Source organism: Streptomyces sp. Go-475 (genome assembly GCF_003330845.1).
In the GTDB taxonomy this organism is placed as follows: domain Bacteria; phylum Actinomycetota; class Actinomycetes; order Streptomycetales; family Streptomycetaceae; genus Streptomyces.
In genome coordinates this window covers 750,931-765,347 of sequence record NZ_CP026121.1, presented here as the reverse complement: position 1 = coordinate 765,347, position 14,417 = coordinate 750,931, and the positions used below count along the sequence as shown (strand labels likewise).

The 14,417-nt window shown below is 70.5% G+C and carries 13 protein-coding genes and 4 pseudogenes; 10 read left to right on the top strand and 7 right to left on the bottom strand.

Features of this window, described 5'->3' with window-relative positions:
• The first annotated feature begins 69 nt into the window (after positions 1 to 69).
• The 3 genes from C1703_RS03425 (at position 70) to C1703_RS03415 (ending at position 2,800) form a co-directional block, all read left to right on the top strand.
• A complete protein-coding gene (locus tag C1703_RS03425) occupies positions 70 to 780 on the top strand; it encodes a TetR/AcrR family transcriptional regulator (protein WP_114250473.1) in 711 nt (236 codons plus the stop codon).
• 99 nt (positions 781 to 879) lie between these two features.
• Positions 880 to 2,103 (top strand): sensor histidine kinase, encoded by a 1,224-nt coding sequence (locus tag C1703_RS03420; RefSeq protein ID WP_114250472.1) that lies wholly within the window; start codon positions 880 to 882, stop codon positions 2,101 to 2,103.
• A 31-nt stretch (positions 2,104 to 2,134) separates the two neighbouring features.
• A complete protein-coding gene (locus C1703_RS03415) occupies positions 2,135 to 2,800 on the top strand; it encodes a response regulator transcription factor (RefSeq protein WP_114250471.1) in 666 nt (221 codons plus the stop codon).
• Here the strand turns inward: C1703_RS03415 and C1703_RS03410 are convergent.
• The 5 genes and pseudogenes from C1703_RS03410 to C1703_RS39540 all read right to left on the bottom strand — a co-directional run.
• Complete coding sequence (locus C1703_RS03410) at positions 2,761 to 3,045, bottom strand: DUF6332 family protein (protein ID WP_114250470.1); 285 nt, start codon at positions 3,043 to 3,045, stop codon at positions 2,761 to 2,763. The genes C1703_RS03415 and C1703_RS03410 overlap by 40 nt on opposite strands.
• Before the next feature lie 58 nt (positions 3,046 to 3,103).
• Entirely contained in the window at positions 3,104 to 3,952 is an 849-nt protein-coding gene (locus C1703_RS03405) for an IS5 family transposase (RefSeq protein WP_114250469.1), read from the bottom strand.
• Between the two features lie 102 nt (positions 3,953 to 4,054).
• A pseudogene (locus C1703_RS03400) lies at positions 4,055 to 4,911 on the bottom strand (GNAT family N-acetyltransferase).
• Positions 4,912 to 4,986: 75 nt separating this feature from the next.
• A pseudogene (locus C1703_RS03395) lies at positions 4,987 to 5,942 on the bottom strand (IS481 family transposase).
• 76 nt (positions 5,943 to 6,018) lie between these two features.
• Positions 6,019 to 6,275: pseudogene (locus tag C1703_RS39540) on the bottom strand (hypothetical protein); the annotation flags it as partial.
• Between the two features lie 257 nt (positions 6,276 to 6,532).
• On the opposite strand from C1703_RS39540, the gene C1703_RS38880 reads away from it, so the two are divergent.
• From C1703_RS38880 to C1703_RS03380, 3 genes are read left to right on the top strand one after another with little or no spacing between them, the layout of a single operon-like run.
• Positions 6,533 to 6,676, top strand: a complete 144-nt coding sequence (locus C1703_RS38880) for a hypothetical protein (RefSeq protein ID WP_157993078.1) — start codon at positions 6,533 to 6,535, stop codon at positions 6,674 to 6,676.
• Positions 6,677 to 6,735: 59 nt separating this feature from the next.
• Entirely contained in the window at positions 6,736 to 7,257 is a 522-nt protein-coding gene (locus tag C1703_RS03385; protein WP_157993077.1) for a sigma-70 family RNA polymerase sigma factor, read from the top strand.
• Positions 7,250 to 8,800 carry a hypothetical protein gene (locus tag C1703_RS03380; RefSeq protein ID WP_114250467.1) on the top strand — a complete coding sequence of 517 codons (1,551 nt, stop codon included), beginning with the start codon at positions 7,250 to 7,252 and terminating at the stop codon, positions 8,798 to 8,800. Before C1703_RS03385 ends, C1703_RS03380 begins: the two co-directional genes overlap by 8 nt.
• A 70-nt stretch (positions 8,801 to 8,870) precedes the next feature.
• Here the strand turns inward: C1703_RS03380 and C1703_RS03375 are convergent.
• Positions 8,871 to 9,731 (bottom strand): annotated as a pseudogene (locus C1703_RS03375) (IS5 family transposase).
• Between the two features lie 37 nt (positions 9,732 to 9,768).
• Positions 9,769 to 10,680 (bottom strand): class I SAM-dependent methyltransferase, encoded by a 912-nt coding sequence (locus C1703_RS03370; protein ID WP_114250466.1) that lies wholly within the window; start codon positions 10,678 to 10,680, stop codon positions 9,769 to 9,771.
• A 112-nt stretch (positions 10,681 to 10,792) separates the two neighbouring features.
• On the opposite strand from C1703_RS03370, the gene C1703_RS03365 reads away from it, so the two are divergent.
• From C1703_RS03365 to C1703_RS03350, 4 genes are read left to right on the top strand one after another with little or no spacing between them, the layout of a single operon-like run.
• Entirely contained in the window at positions 10,793 to 11,788 is a 996-nt protein-coding gene (locus C1703_RS03365) for a branched-chain amino acid ABC transporter permease (RefSeq protein ID WP_198678074.1), read from the top strand.
• A gap of 9 nt (positions 11,789 to 11,797) precedes the next feature.
• Positions 11,798 to 12,790: a branched-chain amino acid ABC transporter permease gene (locus C1703_RS03360; protein ID WP_114250464.1), complete on the top strand. Its 993-nt coding sequence runs from the start codon at positions 11,798 to 11,800 to the stop codon at positions 12,788 to 12,790.
• Positions 12,780 to 13,658, top strand: a complete 879-nt coding sequence (locus C1703_RS03355; protein WP_114250463.1) for an ABC transporter ATP-binding protein — start codon at positions 12,780 to 12,782, stop codon at positions 13,656 to 13,658. The genes C1703_RS03360 and C1703_RS03355 overlap by 11 nt, the downstream gene beginning before the upstream one ends.
• A 2-nt stretch (positions 13,659 to 13,660) precedes the next feature.
• Complete coding sequence (locus tag C1703_RS03350) at positions 13,661 to 14,401, top strand: ABC transporter ATP-binding protein (protein ID WP_114250462.1); 741 nt, start codon at positions 13,661 to 13,663, stop codon at positions 14,399 to 14,401.
• Positions 14,402 to 14,417: the final 16 nt, after the last annotated feature.

The window sequence follows — 14,417 nt, the reverse complement described above, 5'->3', positions numbered from 1 at the left end:
CCTGCTCTCACTTGTGTCTGGCGCTCTCGTTTGTGTGCACCGCTCTGCATTCATGACACACTGCCCCGCATGAGCACCGCATACGGCGCCCGTGCCCGGGCCAGGATCGAAGTCACCGCGGCCATCAAGGACGAGGCCCGCAGACAGCTCGCCGCCGAGGGCGCCGCCAAGCTCTCCCTGCGCGCCGTGGCCCGCGAGTTGGGCATGGTCTCCTCCGCGCTGTACCGCTACTTCCCCAGCCGGGACGACCTGCTGACCGCGCTCATCATCGACGCCTACGACTCCCTCGGCGAGAGCGCCGAGGCGGCCCACCGCGCGGCAGCCGAATCCGGCCCCCGGCAGCGCTGGATCACCGTCTGCGAGGCCGTGCGCGCCTGGGCGCTCGCCCGTCCGCACGAGTACGCCCTCATCTACGGCTCGCCCGTCCCCGGCTACACCGCGCCCGAGACCACCGTCCCGGCCGCCGCCCGGGTCGGCAACCTCCTCATCGGCATCCTGCGCGACGCCTACCGCGGCCTCGGTCTGGCCCGGCCCTCCCTGCCCGCCGAACTGCGTCCCGAGGCCGAGCGGATGGCCGCCGACCTCGCGCCGGACCTCCCGCCCGAAACGGTGACGGCCCTCGTCGCGGCCTGGGCCCAGCTGTACGGACTGGTCGGCTTCGAACTGTTCGGACAGTTCAACCGGGTGGTGGAGGACCGCGAGACGTTCTTCCGACACGCGGCGGGGCAACTCGCGCAGGGGGTGGGGCTGGTGTATCCGCAGCGGGGGCCGGCCGCCTAGCGCCGACGTGTCGCCGGCTGCCGTACTCCCCGTGGAGTACGCGTGATCACCACGCTCGAGGGACGCCCTCGTCGCCGCGGGGCGTCTAGCGTGGCCGGTATGGACGAGCAGTGGGTGCGGGGCGGGTCGCCGCAGGGGTGGCGGCACGGGCCGCCGTGGGGGGACCGGCGGGGGGAGGGGGAGCGTGCGCCCCGGTGGCCCTGGCGGTCCACCGTCGTCGTCACGGTGTTCGTCCTGGCCGGCTCCACCTTCGCCGCGCACGGCCAGCAGGGCGAGCGGGCGGACCTGGACCCCTTCGCGCGCGTGCTCCTGCTCCTGGCCGGCGTGCTGCTGCTGTGGCGGAAGCGGTACCCGGTGGCCGTGGTGTTCGGTACCGCGGGTGCCGTCCTGGTCTACCTCGGGGCCGGGTATCCGTACGGGCCGGTGCTGTTCACCGTCGCGCTGGCGTGCTTCAGCGCGATCGTCGCCGGGCACCGGTGGGCGGCGTGGGGCGCGATGGCGGCGCTGTGGGCCGGGCACGTGCTGATGGGGCACTGGTTGTACGCGTGGCTGCCGCCCTCGGGGGACTCCGCCGCCCCCTGGGGCGAGCAGCTCGTCGTCGCGACCTGGGTGGTGGCGGTCGCGGCGGTGTCGGAGCTGTTCCGGGTCCGGCGCGAGCAGTGGGCCCGTGAGCGGGCCGAGCGGGCCGAGGCGGCGCGGCGGCGGGCCGACGAGGAGCGGCTGCGGATCGCGCGGGAGCTGCACGACGTCCTCGCGCACAGCATCTCCGTGATCAACGTGCAGGCGGGTGTCGGCCTGGCGCTCCTGGACAGCGACCCCGAGCAGGCCCGTACGGCGCTCACCACCATCAAGGACAAGAGCAAGGAGGCGCTCGGCGAGGTCCGCCAGGTGCTCGACACGCTGCGCGCCCCCGGTGCCGCCCCCCGGGCCCCCGCGCCCGGGCTCGACCGGCTGCCCGAGCTGGTGGAGCAGGCGGCGAGCGCCGGCCTCACGGTGGAGGTCGAGGGGGAACCGCCCCGGCTCGCGCCCGGCACGGACCTCGCCGCCTTCCGGATCGTCCAGGAGGCCCTGACCAACGTCGTACGGCACTCCGGGTCGCGGCACGCGCGCGTGCACCTCGCCCACGAAGCGGGCGCGCTGCGGCTGCGCGTCGACGACGACGGGCCCGCGACCGGCACGGACGCGGGCGGCAGCGGCAACGGGCTGGCCGGGATGCGGGAGCGGGCCGCCGCGCTGGGTGGCACGATCGAGGCCGGGCCCCGCCCGGACGGCGGCTTCCGGGTGCTCGCCGTACTGCCGCTGACGCCTTCGGCCGACACGTGAGCCGAACCAGACGACCGCTGGAGGAGAACCGGTGATCCGTGTACTGCTCGCCGACGACCAGTCACTGGTCCGGGCGGGGTTCCGGGCGCTGCTCGACGCGCAGCCGGACATCGAGGTGGCCGCCGAGGCCGCCGACGGGGAGGAGGCCGTGCGCCGGGTCCGCGAACTGCGGCCGGACGTCGTCCTGATGGACATCCGCATGCCCGCGCTCGACGGCCTGGCCGCGACCCGGCGGATCACCGAGGACCCGGCCCTGAAGGACGTCAAGGTGGTCATGCTCACCACCTTCGAGCTCGACGAGTACGTCTTCGAGGCGATCCGCTCGGGCGCCTCCGGCTTCCTGGTCAAGGACACCGAGCCGGACGAACTCCTGCGCGCGGTACGGGCGGTGGTGGCGGGGGACGCGCTGCTCTCGCCCGGGGTGACGCGCCGGCTGATCGCCGAGTTCGCGGCCCGCTCCAAGGAACCGGCGGCGGCCGACGCGCTGGCCCGGCTCACCGAGCGGGAGCGGGAGGTGATGGCCCTGGTCGGCATCGGCCTGTCCAACGAGGAGATCGCCCGCCGGCTGGTCGTCAGCCCGCTCACCGCCAAGACCCACGTCAGCCGCACGATGGTGAAGCTCGGCGCCCGCGACCGGGCCCAACTGGTCGTCCTCGCCTACGAGTCGGGGCTGGTACGGCCGGGCTGGCTGGGCTGAGCCGCCGACCGGAACCGGACCAGCACACTGACCACCCGGACGGCGAAGAGGACGGGCGCGAGCACCATCCCGGCCCGCAGCAGCAGGCTCTCCGGCGTGTCCGGCAGGTCGAAGAGGAGCGCGGGGCCGGCCACGGCCCCGAAGACGACCGCAGCGGCGAAGGCCGCACTGCACAGCGCGTAGCCGATCTCGACGGTGATCGCGTCCCGTTCGGCCTGCGTGCGCCGTCCCCCGTGATGAGTCATACGGCGAGTCAAACAGGACGGCGACCGGCGGGCAAGCGACTAGGGCGTGTCCTGTCGATCAGCGGAGCCAGATCATGATGGCGGCGATGACGACTTCGGCTCGGTGGATCGCGGCGCGCTTGGCGTATCGGGTGGCCAGGCCGCGCCATTGCTTGAGCCGGTTGGAGCAGCGCTCGACTACGTTCCGGTCGTGGTAGAGGTCGCGGTCGAAGCAAGGTGGTCGGCCGCGGCGCCGGGATTTCTGATCAGCACGCTCGGGGATGGTGTTGGCGATCCGGCGCCGGCGTAGCTCGGCGCGGGTAGACGGATGCGAGTATGCCTTGTCAGCGCTGACCCGATCCGGCCGCGACCGGGGACGCCCCGGCCCCAGCCGGGGCACCCGGATCGCCTCCAGCAGCGGCACCAACTGCGGGTTGTCACCGGCCTGTCCGGGCGTCAGCAGGATCGACAGTGGACGGCCGCGCCCGCCCACAGCCAGGTGCACTTTGGTGCTCAACCCGCCGCGGGATCGTCCCAGTGCCTCGCCGCCGACCGGCGCAACCGGCCACGTGCCGCAGCCCCTTTTTTTCCGGGCCCCTGCCGCATGCTGATGGGCCCGGGCGATGGTGGAGTCGACCGACACCGCCCACTCGATCGTCCCGACCGCGTCATCGTGCGCCTGGACCTGCGTGAGGATCCGAGCCCAGGTCCCATCCGCCGTCCACCGGCGCAGCCGCTCATGGCAGGTCTTCCACGGCCCATACCGCTCCGGCAGATCCCGCCACGGCGCACCCGTGCGTACCTTCCACAAGAGCCCGTCGATGACCTGGCGATGATCCCGCCACCGGCCACGACGCCCGTTGGAGCGCGGCAACAGCGGCATGATCCGCGCCCAGGCCGCATCGGTCAATTCACCACGACGAATCATCCGACCATCATCGAACCCCGACCTACCCTATGTCCTCAAAGGGCGTTCGGGCCCAGCCAGGGCCAGCGACGCGGCCTGTCCGATACCGCCGCCTGATCATTTTCAGGCGGCTCGGCTGACGTCCAGCCGTTCGGACAACCGCTCGTATCCAGCTGCCCTGTAGGCGGCGACGGCGGCAGCGTTCGAGGTCGGGGTGCTGACGAGTGCGCTTGATGCACCCAGTTCACGCAGCGCCGCCGCAGCGGCGACGCTGATTGCCGTCCCGTAGCCGCGACCGCGATGGTCGGCGTGCACGCCCACCGGCTCCAGCAGACCGGGCTTGCCGGGCCCGGCCGACCAGACCGTCGCCGCGGCCACCGCGTTGTCCTGGTCGTCATAGCCGATCAGGCAGCGGGCGTCGGCATAGACGGGCCCGGCCGCGAGGACGTGCCAAGTCTCCTCGGTGAACGCCGGGCTGCCGAACGCCGAGCGATGCACTGCGGTCCGCACCCCCGCCGTCTCCGGACCCGCTACCTCGATCCGCAGGCCGGAGTCCTTCACCGGCTCGGCGAGGTCGTGGCGCAGCGGCGTCCACGGCTCGTCCAGAATCCAGCCCGCCTCCAAGAGGACCTCGCGGAGCAGGGCGCCGTTGGGGATTTCGAGGCCGACCTTCCCCGGCGGCAGGACCCCGCGCTCCGGATCATCGAGGTCCGCCAGCAGCTGGCGCGCCAGATCACCGTCCTGTCGCAGATCCGGCGCGGTCGTCAGGCGCAGCACATCAGGGTCGTCCAGGTATCCGACGGCAATGATCCGTCCGTCCACGCTCCAAGTACGGCCAGCCTCTCCGCGCCCAGCGCCCAGGCCCAGCCGAGGTCTCCCGGATGGAGTTGCAGCGGCGTGCGGTCGTCCTGCCATACGCGGAGGGCATCCACGACCCCGGGCAGCCCATCGACGCCGGGCTCGTTCAGAACGATCGTCATGTCCCGCATCTCACACCACCGCGGCGACCGGCCGCACCTGGTTTTACTCACCCAGCCAGATCGACAGGACACGCCCTAGGTGTATTGACCCGCAGGGTTGTTGACGCGGGTGATCGGTGGCTGGCCGCCGAGTGCGGTGTGGCAGCGGTGGTGGTTGTAGGTGTGCAGGAAGTCTGTCAGGGCGGCGGTGCGTTCGGTGTTGCTGGTGTAGGGCCGCAGGTAGGCCCATTCGTCGAGCAGGGTGCGGTTGAAGCGTTCGACCTTGCCGTTGGTCTGGGGCCGGTAGATGCGGGTGAGTTTGCCGGTGGCGCCGATCTCGGCGAGGGCTTGTTTCCAGGCCAGGCCTTTGCGGTAGGCCCAGGCGTTGTCGGTGAGCACGCGCTCGATGCGGGTGATGCCGTGCGCGTGGAAGAACGCGGCCGCGCGGATGAGGAAGCCTGCGCAGGTGGCGACCTTCTCGTCGTGGTGGATCTCGCTGTAGGCGAGGCGGGTGTGGTCGTCGACGGCGGAGTGGATGTAGTCGAATCCCATGCCTCCGCGGGTGGCCCGGCCGGCCTGGCGGCCGAGCATCCTGTGGCCGCCGCCGTCCGGGATCCGGCCGAGTTTCTTGACGTCCCTGTGGACCAGCTCGCCGGGGGTGGCGCGTTCGTAGCGTCCGTTGTCCCTTCCGGTGGGGCGGTCCATGAGCGCCAGCCGTTCAGGCCGTGCCGAGCCAGGACGCGGTGCACAGTCGAGGCGGGCAGGCCGAGGATCGGGCCGAGGCGGGCGGGGCCGAGTTTGCGGTCCTGGCGCAGGCGGCAGACCCGGGCCTCCACCGCTGGCGCCGTGCGGTGGGGTGTGGTCTTCGGACGGCTGGGGCGGTCGTGCAGCCCCGGTTCGCCTTCCGCCCGCCAGCGGCGGATCCATTTGTGGGCCGTGACGCGCGAAATGCCCATTTCCGCAGCGACATGGGCGACCGGGCGGCCGGCGCGGACCCGTTCGACGAGCAGCCGCCTGCCGTGAACGGTCAGCCGGGCATTACGGTGGGACACGAAGACCTCCGTGCGGTGCAGTCCTAGACAGCTCCACCACACCGGAGGTCTTCACCATGATCAAGCCCGGTCGGCGTTAACAACGCTCGTGATCAATACACCTAGGTTCTGTCTCTTTGGTCAGTGTGGTGCCCGGATGAGGATGGGCGGCGAGGTGGAGTGCGGCGTGGGGGTGATGTCGAGTTGATCGGTTCGTGTGGCCAGGCCGCGCCACTGCTTGCGGCGGTTGATGCACCACTCGACGGTGGTGCGCTGCTTATGGGCATCCGCATCGAAGCTTGGAAGGCGCCCGCCTTGGCGGCCTCGCCGCAGACGTCGGCCGATGTGGTCCGATGACGGCGGAGGCGCCCGTCGGGTCAGTCCTCATCACGGCGCTCCCCCACGCGGACGACGTGGTCCTGTTCACCGGTCCTGCCCGTCGGTGAGGCGACCTTTTCGACACGTGACCTTCGCCGTCCACTTCGAGTGCGAAGAGGTTGCCGTCTGTCATTGCACACTTTCAAGATCACTAGTTACTAGTGGGCATGGACGACACGAACGTGCCTGCAGCAGACCGAGCGGGAGAGGGGCCCGCGAGCCGTAACTCGCGGTTGGCAGTCCAGATCGCGATCCTGCACGGGTCCGCTGCCGCTCTCGCCACGGTGTACACGACGACAGACTCCCTCGCCGTCACGGTCCTGACCGCCGTGGTCGCGGTGGGGCTGGCGTGGATGCTCGACCGGAACCGGGGATAGGAGAGCATGCGTGATCGGATGCATTGCTCAGCCGAGTCCCCGGAGGAAGGCACCGCGTCTTGCCCAGCGCCCATGAGGACGAGTTCGATGCGTTCTTCCGACAGGAAATCAGCCTGCTGGTCCGCCACCTGGTGGTGCAAGGTTTCGGACGTCAGGCCGCCAAGGACGCAGCACAGGAGGCCATGATCGAGCTCCACGAGCAGTGGTCGAATGTCAGGAACCCGGCCGCGTGGGTCCGCATCGCCGCCCGCCGAAGGGCGTTACGTGGGAGGGAACAAGAGGTCCGGCACGACGTCGTCAACGTGATGGCCGCGGTTCCCTGCCCTGCCATCGACTTGCGAACCCCGGAGGAAGAAGTCACACGAAAGCAGGAGCGGCAGGAGGTGCTCGGCTTGCTGGGCGCGCTGCCGCGAGTGCAACAGCAGATCATGGCGTGGACGTGGGACGGAGCCAAACCGGCAGAGATCGCACTGCGCCTTGGAATACCGGCTGACACGGTGCGTTCCAATCTGAGACACGCACGGAATCGTTTGAAACAGCTGTGGGCCGAGTCCCGGGAGGAGGAGTCCGACGATGGATGAGTCCGACAACGAACTGGCTAGTTCCGCTGCTTTCAACTCGTGGCTGAACCGCGTGGGAGATGACCTCGCATCCTCCCTGATCAGTGCAGAGGAAACCGAGGAAATGCTCCGCGCAGTCAAGCGCGCCAGTTCCGCCTCCGGCACGTCCTCCGCCTTCCACACGGCCGTGGCACGCACAGGCACCGACACCTACACCGCACTTCAGACCATGGTCACCTGGAGGAATCCGTCGGTCAGCATCGCGGCCGAGGAGGGAGACCTGTATGGCGTCCCGTTCATCGACACACCTGCGGCCTCGCCCTCAGGCACCAGGACGGATGACGCTGACCTGCGCCGGTCGACCGGCATCCGGTTGCGTGTGGTGGAGTCCGGCCCGGAGAAAACGGGGGCTCCCATCGCCCCTGCCCATGCGCCAGCAAGGGGTGAGGAGCAAGAACCCCGGGAGCGCTACAGGCTGAATGATGAGAGCGTCCGCGAGCTACTGATGGGCACGCACCTCTACCAGGACCGCGGAGTAGCCATCCGCGAGCTGTACCAGAACGCCTTGGATGCGCTCAGATATCGCACGGCCCGGTACGAGTACCTGCGCCGACGCACAGGATCAAGTGTGCGTTGGCAGGGCGGTATCGAGTTCGTTCAGGGCGTTGACGACCGCGGACGCGCTTTCTTGGACTGTGTCGACAACGGTATCGGCATGGGGGAAGAGGAGCTCAGAACGTGCTTCTCCCGCGTCGGGGTGCGCTTCGCCAGCCAGCCTGAGTTCGTGCGGGAGACCTCTGAATGGGAGCGGTGTAATCCGCCTGTCCGCATGCATCCCACCAGTCGGTTCGGCATTGGGGTGCTGAGCTATTTCATGCTGGCCGATGAGATAGAGGTAACCACGTGCCGCATGGACCAGCGAGGTGCCGCCGGTCCGGTGATGAAGCTGACGGTTCTCGGTTCTGGGCAGACTGCGCGAATCAGCCGGGTGCAAGCCCAGGGCCGTGCCCCTGGTACGCGTGTCCGACTGTTCATCAGGGACGAACAGAACACTCCCTCCTGTGTCGACGTGTTGGAGCGGCTCCTCTGTATCGCCGACTACACAACCACGGCGCGTCACGGCACTCGATCGGCAGTTTGGGAACCACACGAGTGGACCAGGCAGATGGCACCCCATCACGCGCACGCCCTCAACGTGCGTGGAAGGCTGATGCGCACGCTGAAGGGACAAGTGGTCTGGTGCGAATCAGGAGGAGCGCTGTTGGTCGATGGCCTGCTCGTCCAGCCGTCTGTCCGCCACGGGCTATTGGCAGACTCCCACGGCCCGAACGGTTTGCACGGGGCGGTGATCAACCTGTCAGGTCCATCCGCGCCGGCGTTGTCCGTGGACCGCAAGCACATCCAGGACGATGTCTCCACCAAGGTCGGGTTCCTCGTAGCCTCGGCTGCCAGAGAACTCGTATCGACCAGGCCTGATTTCGTGACAGACGCTTGGCTGGACTCCCTGCATGGGCACAGTCCCAGGCTCGCTGCCATCGTCAAGCAAGCTGTATCCGAGGCCTGACCGGGGTCTGAGCAGCCTTCGGCGAAGGCGCAGGGCGGGGGGACTGCCTGACAAGGTTCTGTCTCTTCGGTCAGGGTCGGGTCCAGATGAGGATGCCCGCGAGGTGGAGTGCGGCCTGGTGGGCGATCGCGAGCTTGTCGGTTCGTGTGGCCAGGCCGCGCCACTGCTTGAGGCGGTTGATGCACCGCTCGACGCTGTTCCGCTGCTTGTCGACCTCGCTGTCGAAGCCGGGCGGACGGCCACCGAGCCGGCCTCGCCGCAGGCGGTGGCCGACTTGGTCGGACGGCTGCGGGATGACCGCGCGGATGCCCCGGCGCCGCAGGTGGCTGCGGATGGCGCGTGAGGAGTACGCGCGGTCGGCCAGAACGGCCAGGGGCCGATTGCGGGGCCTGTCTGGGCCGGTGCGGGGGCACGCGGATGCGGGACATCACCGTCTCGAAGGCGGGTGCGTCACCTGCCTGGCCCGCGGTGATGGTGAAGGCGAGGGGCCGTGCGCGGCCGTCTGCGGCCAGGTGGACCTTGGTGCTCAGCCCTCCGCGGGAGCGGCCGAGCCCGTGATCGGCGGGCTCGCCGGTGCGGGCCGCCCCTTTTTGAGCGCTCCGGCGGCGTGCTGGTGGGCCCGGACGACCGTGGAGTCCACTGACACGGTCCAGTCGATGTCGTCGTCGGCGTCCGCCGCCGCCAGGACGGCGGCGAGGATCCTCTGCCAGGTTCCGTCGACGGCCCATCTGATCAGCCGCTTGTGAGCGGTCTGGAAGGAGCCGAGCTCGTCGGGCAGGGCCCGCCAGGGCGAGTTGGTGCGGTACTTCCACGCGATGGCCTCGAGGGTGCGGCGGTGGTCGGCCCATCGCCGCCCGCGGACCGGATCCGCCGGCATCAGCGGCTCGATCCGGCCCCACATCGCATCGGTGATCACTAACCGGACGGACACATCCGATCAACTGACCAACCCGTCAAAGAAACACGCGCTAGGGGGCGCCGCCGGTTGAGGGCTTGTCCAGGACGTACGCCGTGTAGCGGGTGGCGTGCCCGATGGCCCGGTGGGCCCGGACGACGGCGATGGCCTCGTCCCAGTCCCGCGCGGTGAGTGCCCTCAGGCCGGGCCACCGCACGCACAGGGCCCGCCGGCCGGTCCGGGTGGACGCGGCGCCGACGAACAGGGCGCAGAGTCCGGCCGCCCGGTGGAGCACGGGGGTGGTCCAGTCGAGGATCCGGCGCGTGGTGAAGCCGGCGGCGGACGCCATCCGCGGGTACCGCTCGCTCGGTTCGAGGTCGCCGAAGCGCCACGTCGCGCGGACGAGGCCCGTCGGGTCGAGGGTCCCGATCGGCTGATCCGTACGGGACGTGACATCCACCAGGACGAGCCGGCCTCCGGGGCGGAGCAGCCGGAAGCTTTCGTTCAGGAACGACCTGCGGCCCTCATGGCCGAAGTGGAAGGCGGCCTCCAGGCAGTGCACGCGGTCGAAGGAGCCATCCGTCAGCGGGAGCTCCGCCGCCCGCGGCGGCAGGGCCGTGGCGTCGGCGACGGCGAAACGCACCCCGGGAACGCCACCGAAGCGGCGACGCGCCTGGTCGATCTGCGCGGGCTGTACGTCCACCCCCAGCGCCCGGCATCCCGCGGCACCCAACCGCGCCGTCGTGGCGCCGCGACCGCATCCCGCGTCCAGGACGAGCTGTCCGGGCCGGGCGTCCAGCAACGCCAGCGACCGGCGGGCCAGGCTGCGCTGGAAGGGCACCGGCCCGGTCAGCACCACGAACGGCAGCGTGGGCAGCGTGAAGTAGCCGATGTCGGCCAGGCTGTCCCAGCCGAGGTGCCGCAGCACCCGGAAGAGCACGCTGTCGTCGTTGTACGCGCTCGCGAGGTCCCGGCCGTCACCCATCCCGCAGCCTCCGTTCCCCATGCACCCCCACCGCTACCCCTACCCCTCTCACCGCCCGGACCTGCGCCTACACTGACCCCATAAGGGACGTTCGTGACGTACCGGAACCATCGTGCGCTATCAGCGGATGCTCGTGCCGGCCCTCGCCCTGGTCCTCGTGACGCTGCCCGCGCTCTCCTCGCGGGCCCGGGGCGAGGAAGTGCCGCGCGGCCCCACGTTCGCCGCGCGCGCTCTGCAGGCGCTGATCGACGGTGTCCAGTTCGGGGTGATCATCGCGATCACCTCGGTCGGGCTCTCGCTGATCTTCGGCACCATCCACCTCATCAACTTCGCGCACGGTGAGTTCGTGACGATCGGCGCCACCTTCGCGTTCTTCCTCAACGTCTCCGCGGCCGGTCCGGGCTGGCACCTCATTCCCGCCGCCCTCGCCGCGGTGGCCTTCGGCGCCCTGCTGGGCGGCGCGGTCGAGCGCGGCATCTGGCGCCCGCTGCGGGCCCGGGGCACCGGGCTGATCAACATGTTCATCGTCACCATCGGGCTCTCGCTGCTGCTGCGCCACGTCGTCCTCGTGCTCTACGGCACCCGGCCCGCCTCCTACGCCCAGTACGACATCCAGAGCACGATCGGCCTCGGCCCGGCCGGCATCACTCCGCGGGACCTCACCGTCACCCTGCTCTCCGTGCTGGTGCTGCTCGGCATCGCCGTACTCCTGCAGAAGACGCGCATCGGCACGGCCGTGCGGGCCGTCGCCGCCAACCGTGACCTCGCGGAGGCGTCGGGCATCGACGTGCAGCGGGTGGTGCTGTTCGTGTGGATGCTCGCCGGCGCTCTGGCCGCGCTCGGCGGTGTCTTCTTCGGCCTGGTGGAGATCGTCACCTGGGACATGGGCTTCAAGCTCCTGCTGCTCATGTTCGCCGGGATCATCCTGGGCGGCCTCGGCTCCGCCTACGGCGCGATGGCCGGCAGCCTCGTCATCGGGATCGTCGCCCAGATGTCGACCCTGTGGTTCCCGGTCGACCTGCAGTACGCCTGGGCGCTGCTGGTCCTCATCCTCGTCCTCCTCGTCCGGCCGCAGGGGATCCTCGGCCGGGCCGAACGCGTCGGGTGAGGGGGCGCCATGGACTTCTCCGCCATCGTCGCCGACGCCCTGCGCTCGGGGATCGGCCCCATCGCCGCCGTCTACGCGCTCGCCGCGATGGGGCTCAACCTGCACTTCGGCTACACGGGCCTGCTGAACTTCGGCCAGGTCGGGTTCATGCTGGTCGGCGGCTACGGGCTCGCCATCACGGTGTCGACGTACGACGGTCCGATGTGGCTCGGCGTCCTGGGCGGGATCGCCTGCGCGATCGTGCTGGCCCTGCTCCTCGGCCTGCCCACCCTGCGGCTGCGCGCCGACTACCTCGCGATCACCACCATCGCGGCGGGGGAGACGCTCCGGCTGTTCTACCGCTCCAGTTGGGCCGAGCCGGTCACCGGCGGGGTGTTCGGGCTGCAGCGGTTCGCGAACGACTTCTACGCGCTCAACCCCATCGAGCCCGGCACCTACGGCGTGTGGCTCGTGCGGTTCGGCTCCCGCGACCTGTGGGTGATGATCGTCGGATGGGCGCTGGTGATCGTGGTCGGAGGACTGCTCGCCCTGCTGATCCACAGTCCCTGGGGCCGTGTCGTCCGGTCGATCCGTGAGGACGAGGTCGCCGCCCGCAGCCTCGGCAAGAACGTCTACGCGTACAAGATGCAGAGCCTCGTGCTCGGCGGCGTCATCGGCGCGGTCGCGGGCATGACGCAGGCGATCCAGGTGCAGTCCGTGAACCCGGACAACTACGACCCGGGCGTCACGTTCTTCCTGTACACGCTGCTCGTCCTCGGCGGCGCCGGGCGGATCCTCGGGCCGGTCGTGGGCGCGGTCCTGTTCTGGTTCGTCCTCAGCTTCCTCGACAGCGCGCTCCGCCAGGCCATCGACGCCGAGTACATCTCGCCGGACCTCATCAGCACCTCGGAGGTCGGCGCGGTGCGCTTCGCCCTGGTCGGGGTCGCCCTGATGCTGCTGGTCGCGTTCCGGCCGCAGGGCATCCTCGGCAGCCGGAAGGAGATGCTGCTCAGTGGCCGCTGAACCGCTCGCGCCGGCACCGGGCCGGCTCTCCGCGATCCGGCCCGAGCCGGGGGTGCGCAAGCCCGATCCCCTGCTGGTGCTGGACCAGGTGACCCGCGCCTTCGGCGGCCTGACCGCCGTGCGGGTCGAGCACCTGGAGGTGCAGCGCGGGGCCATCACGGCACTCATCGGGCCCAACGGCGCCGGAAAGACCACGCTGTTCAACGTGGTGAGCGGGTTCGACCGGGCCGACGGCGGGCGGTGGTCGTTCGACGGACAACCGCTCAACGGTTCCCCGGCGCACCGGGTGGCGCGGCGGGGACTGGTCCGTACGTTCCAGCTCTCCAGGGCGCTCGCCCGGCTCACAGTGCTGGAGAACCTGCTGCTCGCCGCGCCCGGGCAACGCGGCGAGCGGATGCTGCCCGCGCTGCTGCGACCGCTGTGGCGCGGACAGGAGCGGGAGACGGAGCGGCGGGCCGACGAACTGCTGGACCGGTTCCGGCTCGGGCCCCTGCGCGACGACCACGCCGGCACGCTCTCCGGGGGCCAGCGCAAACTGCTGGAACTGGCCCGTGCGTTGATGACCCGGCCGGTCATGCTCCTGCTCGACGAGCCGATGGCCGGGGTGAACCCCGCGCTGACCCAGTCGCTGCTCGGACACATCACGCGACTGCGCGACGAGGGGCTGACGGTCTGCTTCGTCGAGCACGACATGGACGTCGTCATGGGCATCAGCGACTGGGTGGCCGTCATGGCCGACGGACAGCTGGTGGCCGAGGGCCCACCGCACACCATCGGCCGGAACGCCGCCGTCGTGGACGCCTACCTGGGCAGGCGGCACGACGAGCCGGGGGCGGCCGAGGAGAAGGGGGAGGGGAAGGAGGAGTAGCGATGTCCGCCGAGGAGCAGGTACCGGTGCTGGCGGCAGACGACATCGTCGCCGGTTACGTGCCCGGTGTCGACGTGCTGCGCGGCTGCAGCGTCGAGGTGCGGCCGAACGAGGTGGTCGGCGTGATCGGCCCCAACGGCGCCGGCAAGTCGACGCTGGTCAAGGCCGTCTTCGGGCTGCTGCCGGTGCGCGGCGGGACCGTGCGGCTGCGCGGCGAGGACGTGACCGGCCGGCCCGCGCACGAGCTGGTCCGGCGGGGTGTGGGCTACGTACCGCAGCTGCAGAACGTGTTTCCCTCGCTGACCGTCGAGGAGAACCTGCGGATGGGGGTCTACCTGCGGCCCAAGGACCACGCGCGGCGGGTCGCGGCGGTCGAGGAGCTCTTCCCCGTGCTGGCCGACCGCCGCAGGCAGAAGGCCGGCGCGATGTCCGGCGGCGAACGCCAGCTGCTCGCGATGGCCCGCGCCCTGATGACGGAACCGCGACTGCTGCTGCTCGACGAGCCGTCGGCCGGCCTGTCACCGGTCCACCAGGACCATGTCTTCGACCGGTGCAGAACGATCAACAGCGCGGGCGTCGCCGTGCTCATGGTCGAGCAGAACGCCCGCAGGTGCCTGCAGTTCTGCGACCGCGGCTACGTCCTCGACCAGGGCCGCAACGCGTACACCGGCACGGGCACGGCCCTGCTGCACGACGAGAAGGTGATCGAGCTCTACCTCGGCACGCTCGCCCGCGTCCGTTGACTCCCGCCTTCCTGGT

What these genes read in the sequence shown, in the direction of transcription:
- C1703_RS03410 (WP_114250470.1), bottom strand. Translation starts at nt 3,045, where the DNA reads ATGACTCATCACGGGGGACGGCGCACGCAGGCCGAACGGGACGCGATC.
- C1703_RS03370 (WP_114250466.1), bottom strand. Translation starts at nt 10,680, where the DNA reads ATGGGTGACGGCCGGGACCTCGCGAGCGCGTACAACGACGACAGCGTG.
- C1703_RS03425 (WP_114250473.1), top strand. Translation starts at nt 70, where the DNA reads ATGAGCACCGCATACGGCGCCCGTGCCCGGGCCAGGATCGAAGTCACC.
- C1703_RS03420 (WP_114250472.1), top strand. Translation starts at nt 880, where the DNA reads ATGGACGAGCAGTGGGTGCGGGGCGGGTCGCCGCAGGGGTGGCGGCAC.
- C1703_RS03360 (WP_114250464.1), top strand. Translation starts at nt 11,798, where the DNA reads ATGGACTTCTCCGCCATCGTCGCCGACGCCCTGCGCTCGGGGATCGGC.
- C1703_RS03350 (WP_114250462.1), top strand. Translation starts at nt 13,661, where the DNA reads ATGTCCGCCGAGGAGCAGGTACCGGTGCTGGCGGCAGACGACATCGTC.
- C1703_RS03380 (WP_114250467.1), top strand. Translation starts at nt 7,250, where the DNA reads ATGGATGAGTCCGACAACGAACTGGCTAGTTCCGCTGCTTTCAACTCG.
- C1703_RS03405 (WP_114250469.1), bottom strand. Translation starts at nt 3,952, where the DNA reads ATGATTCGTCGTGGTGAATTGACCGATGCGGCCTGGGCGCGGATCATG.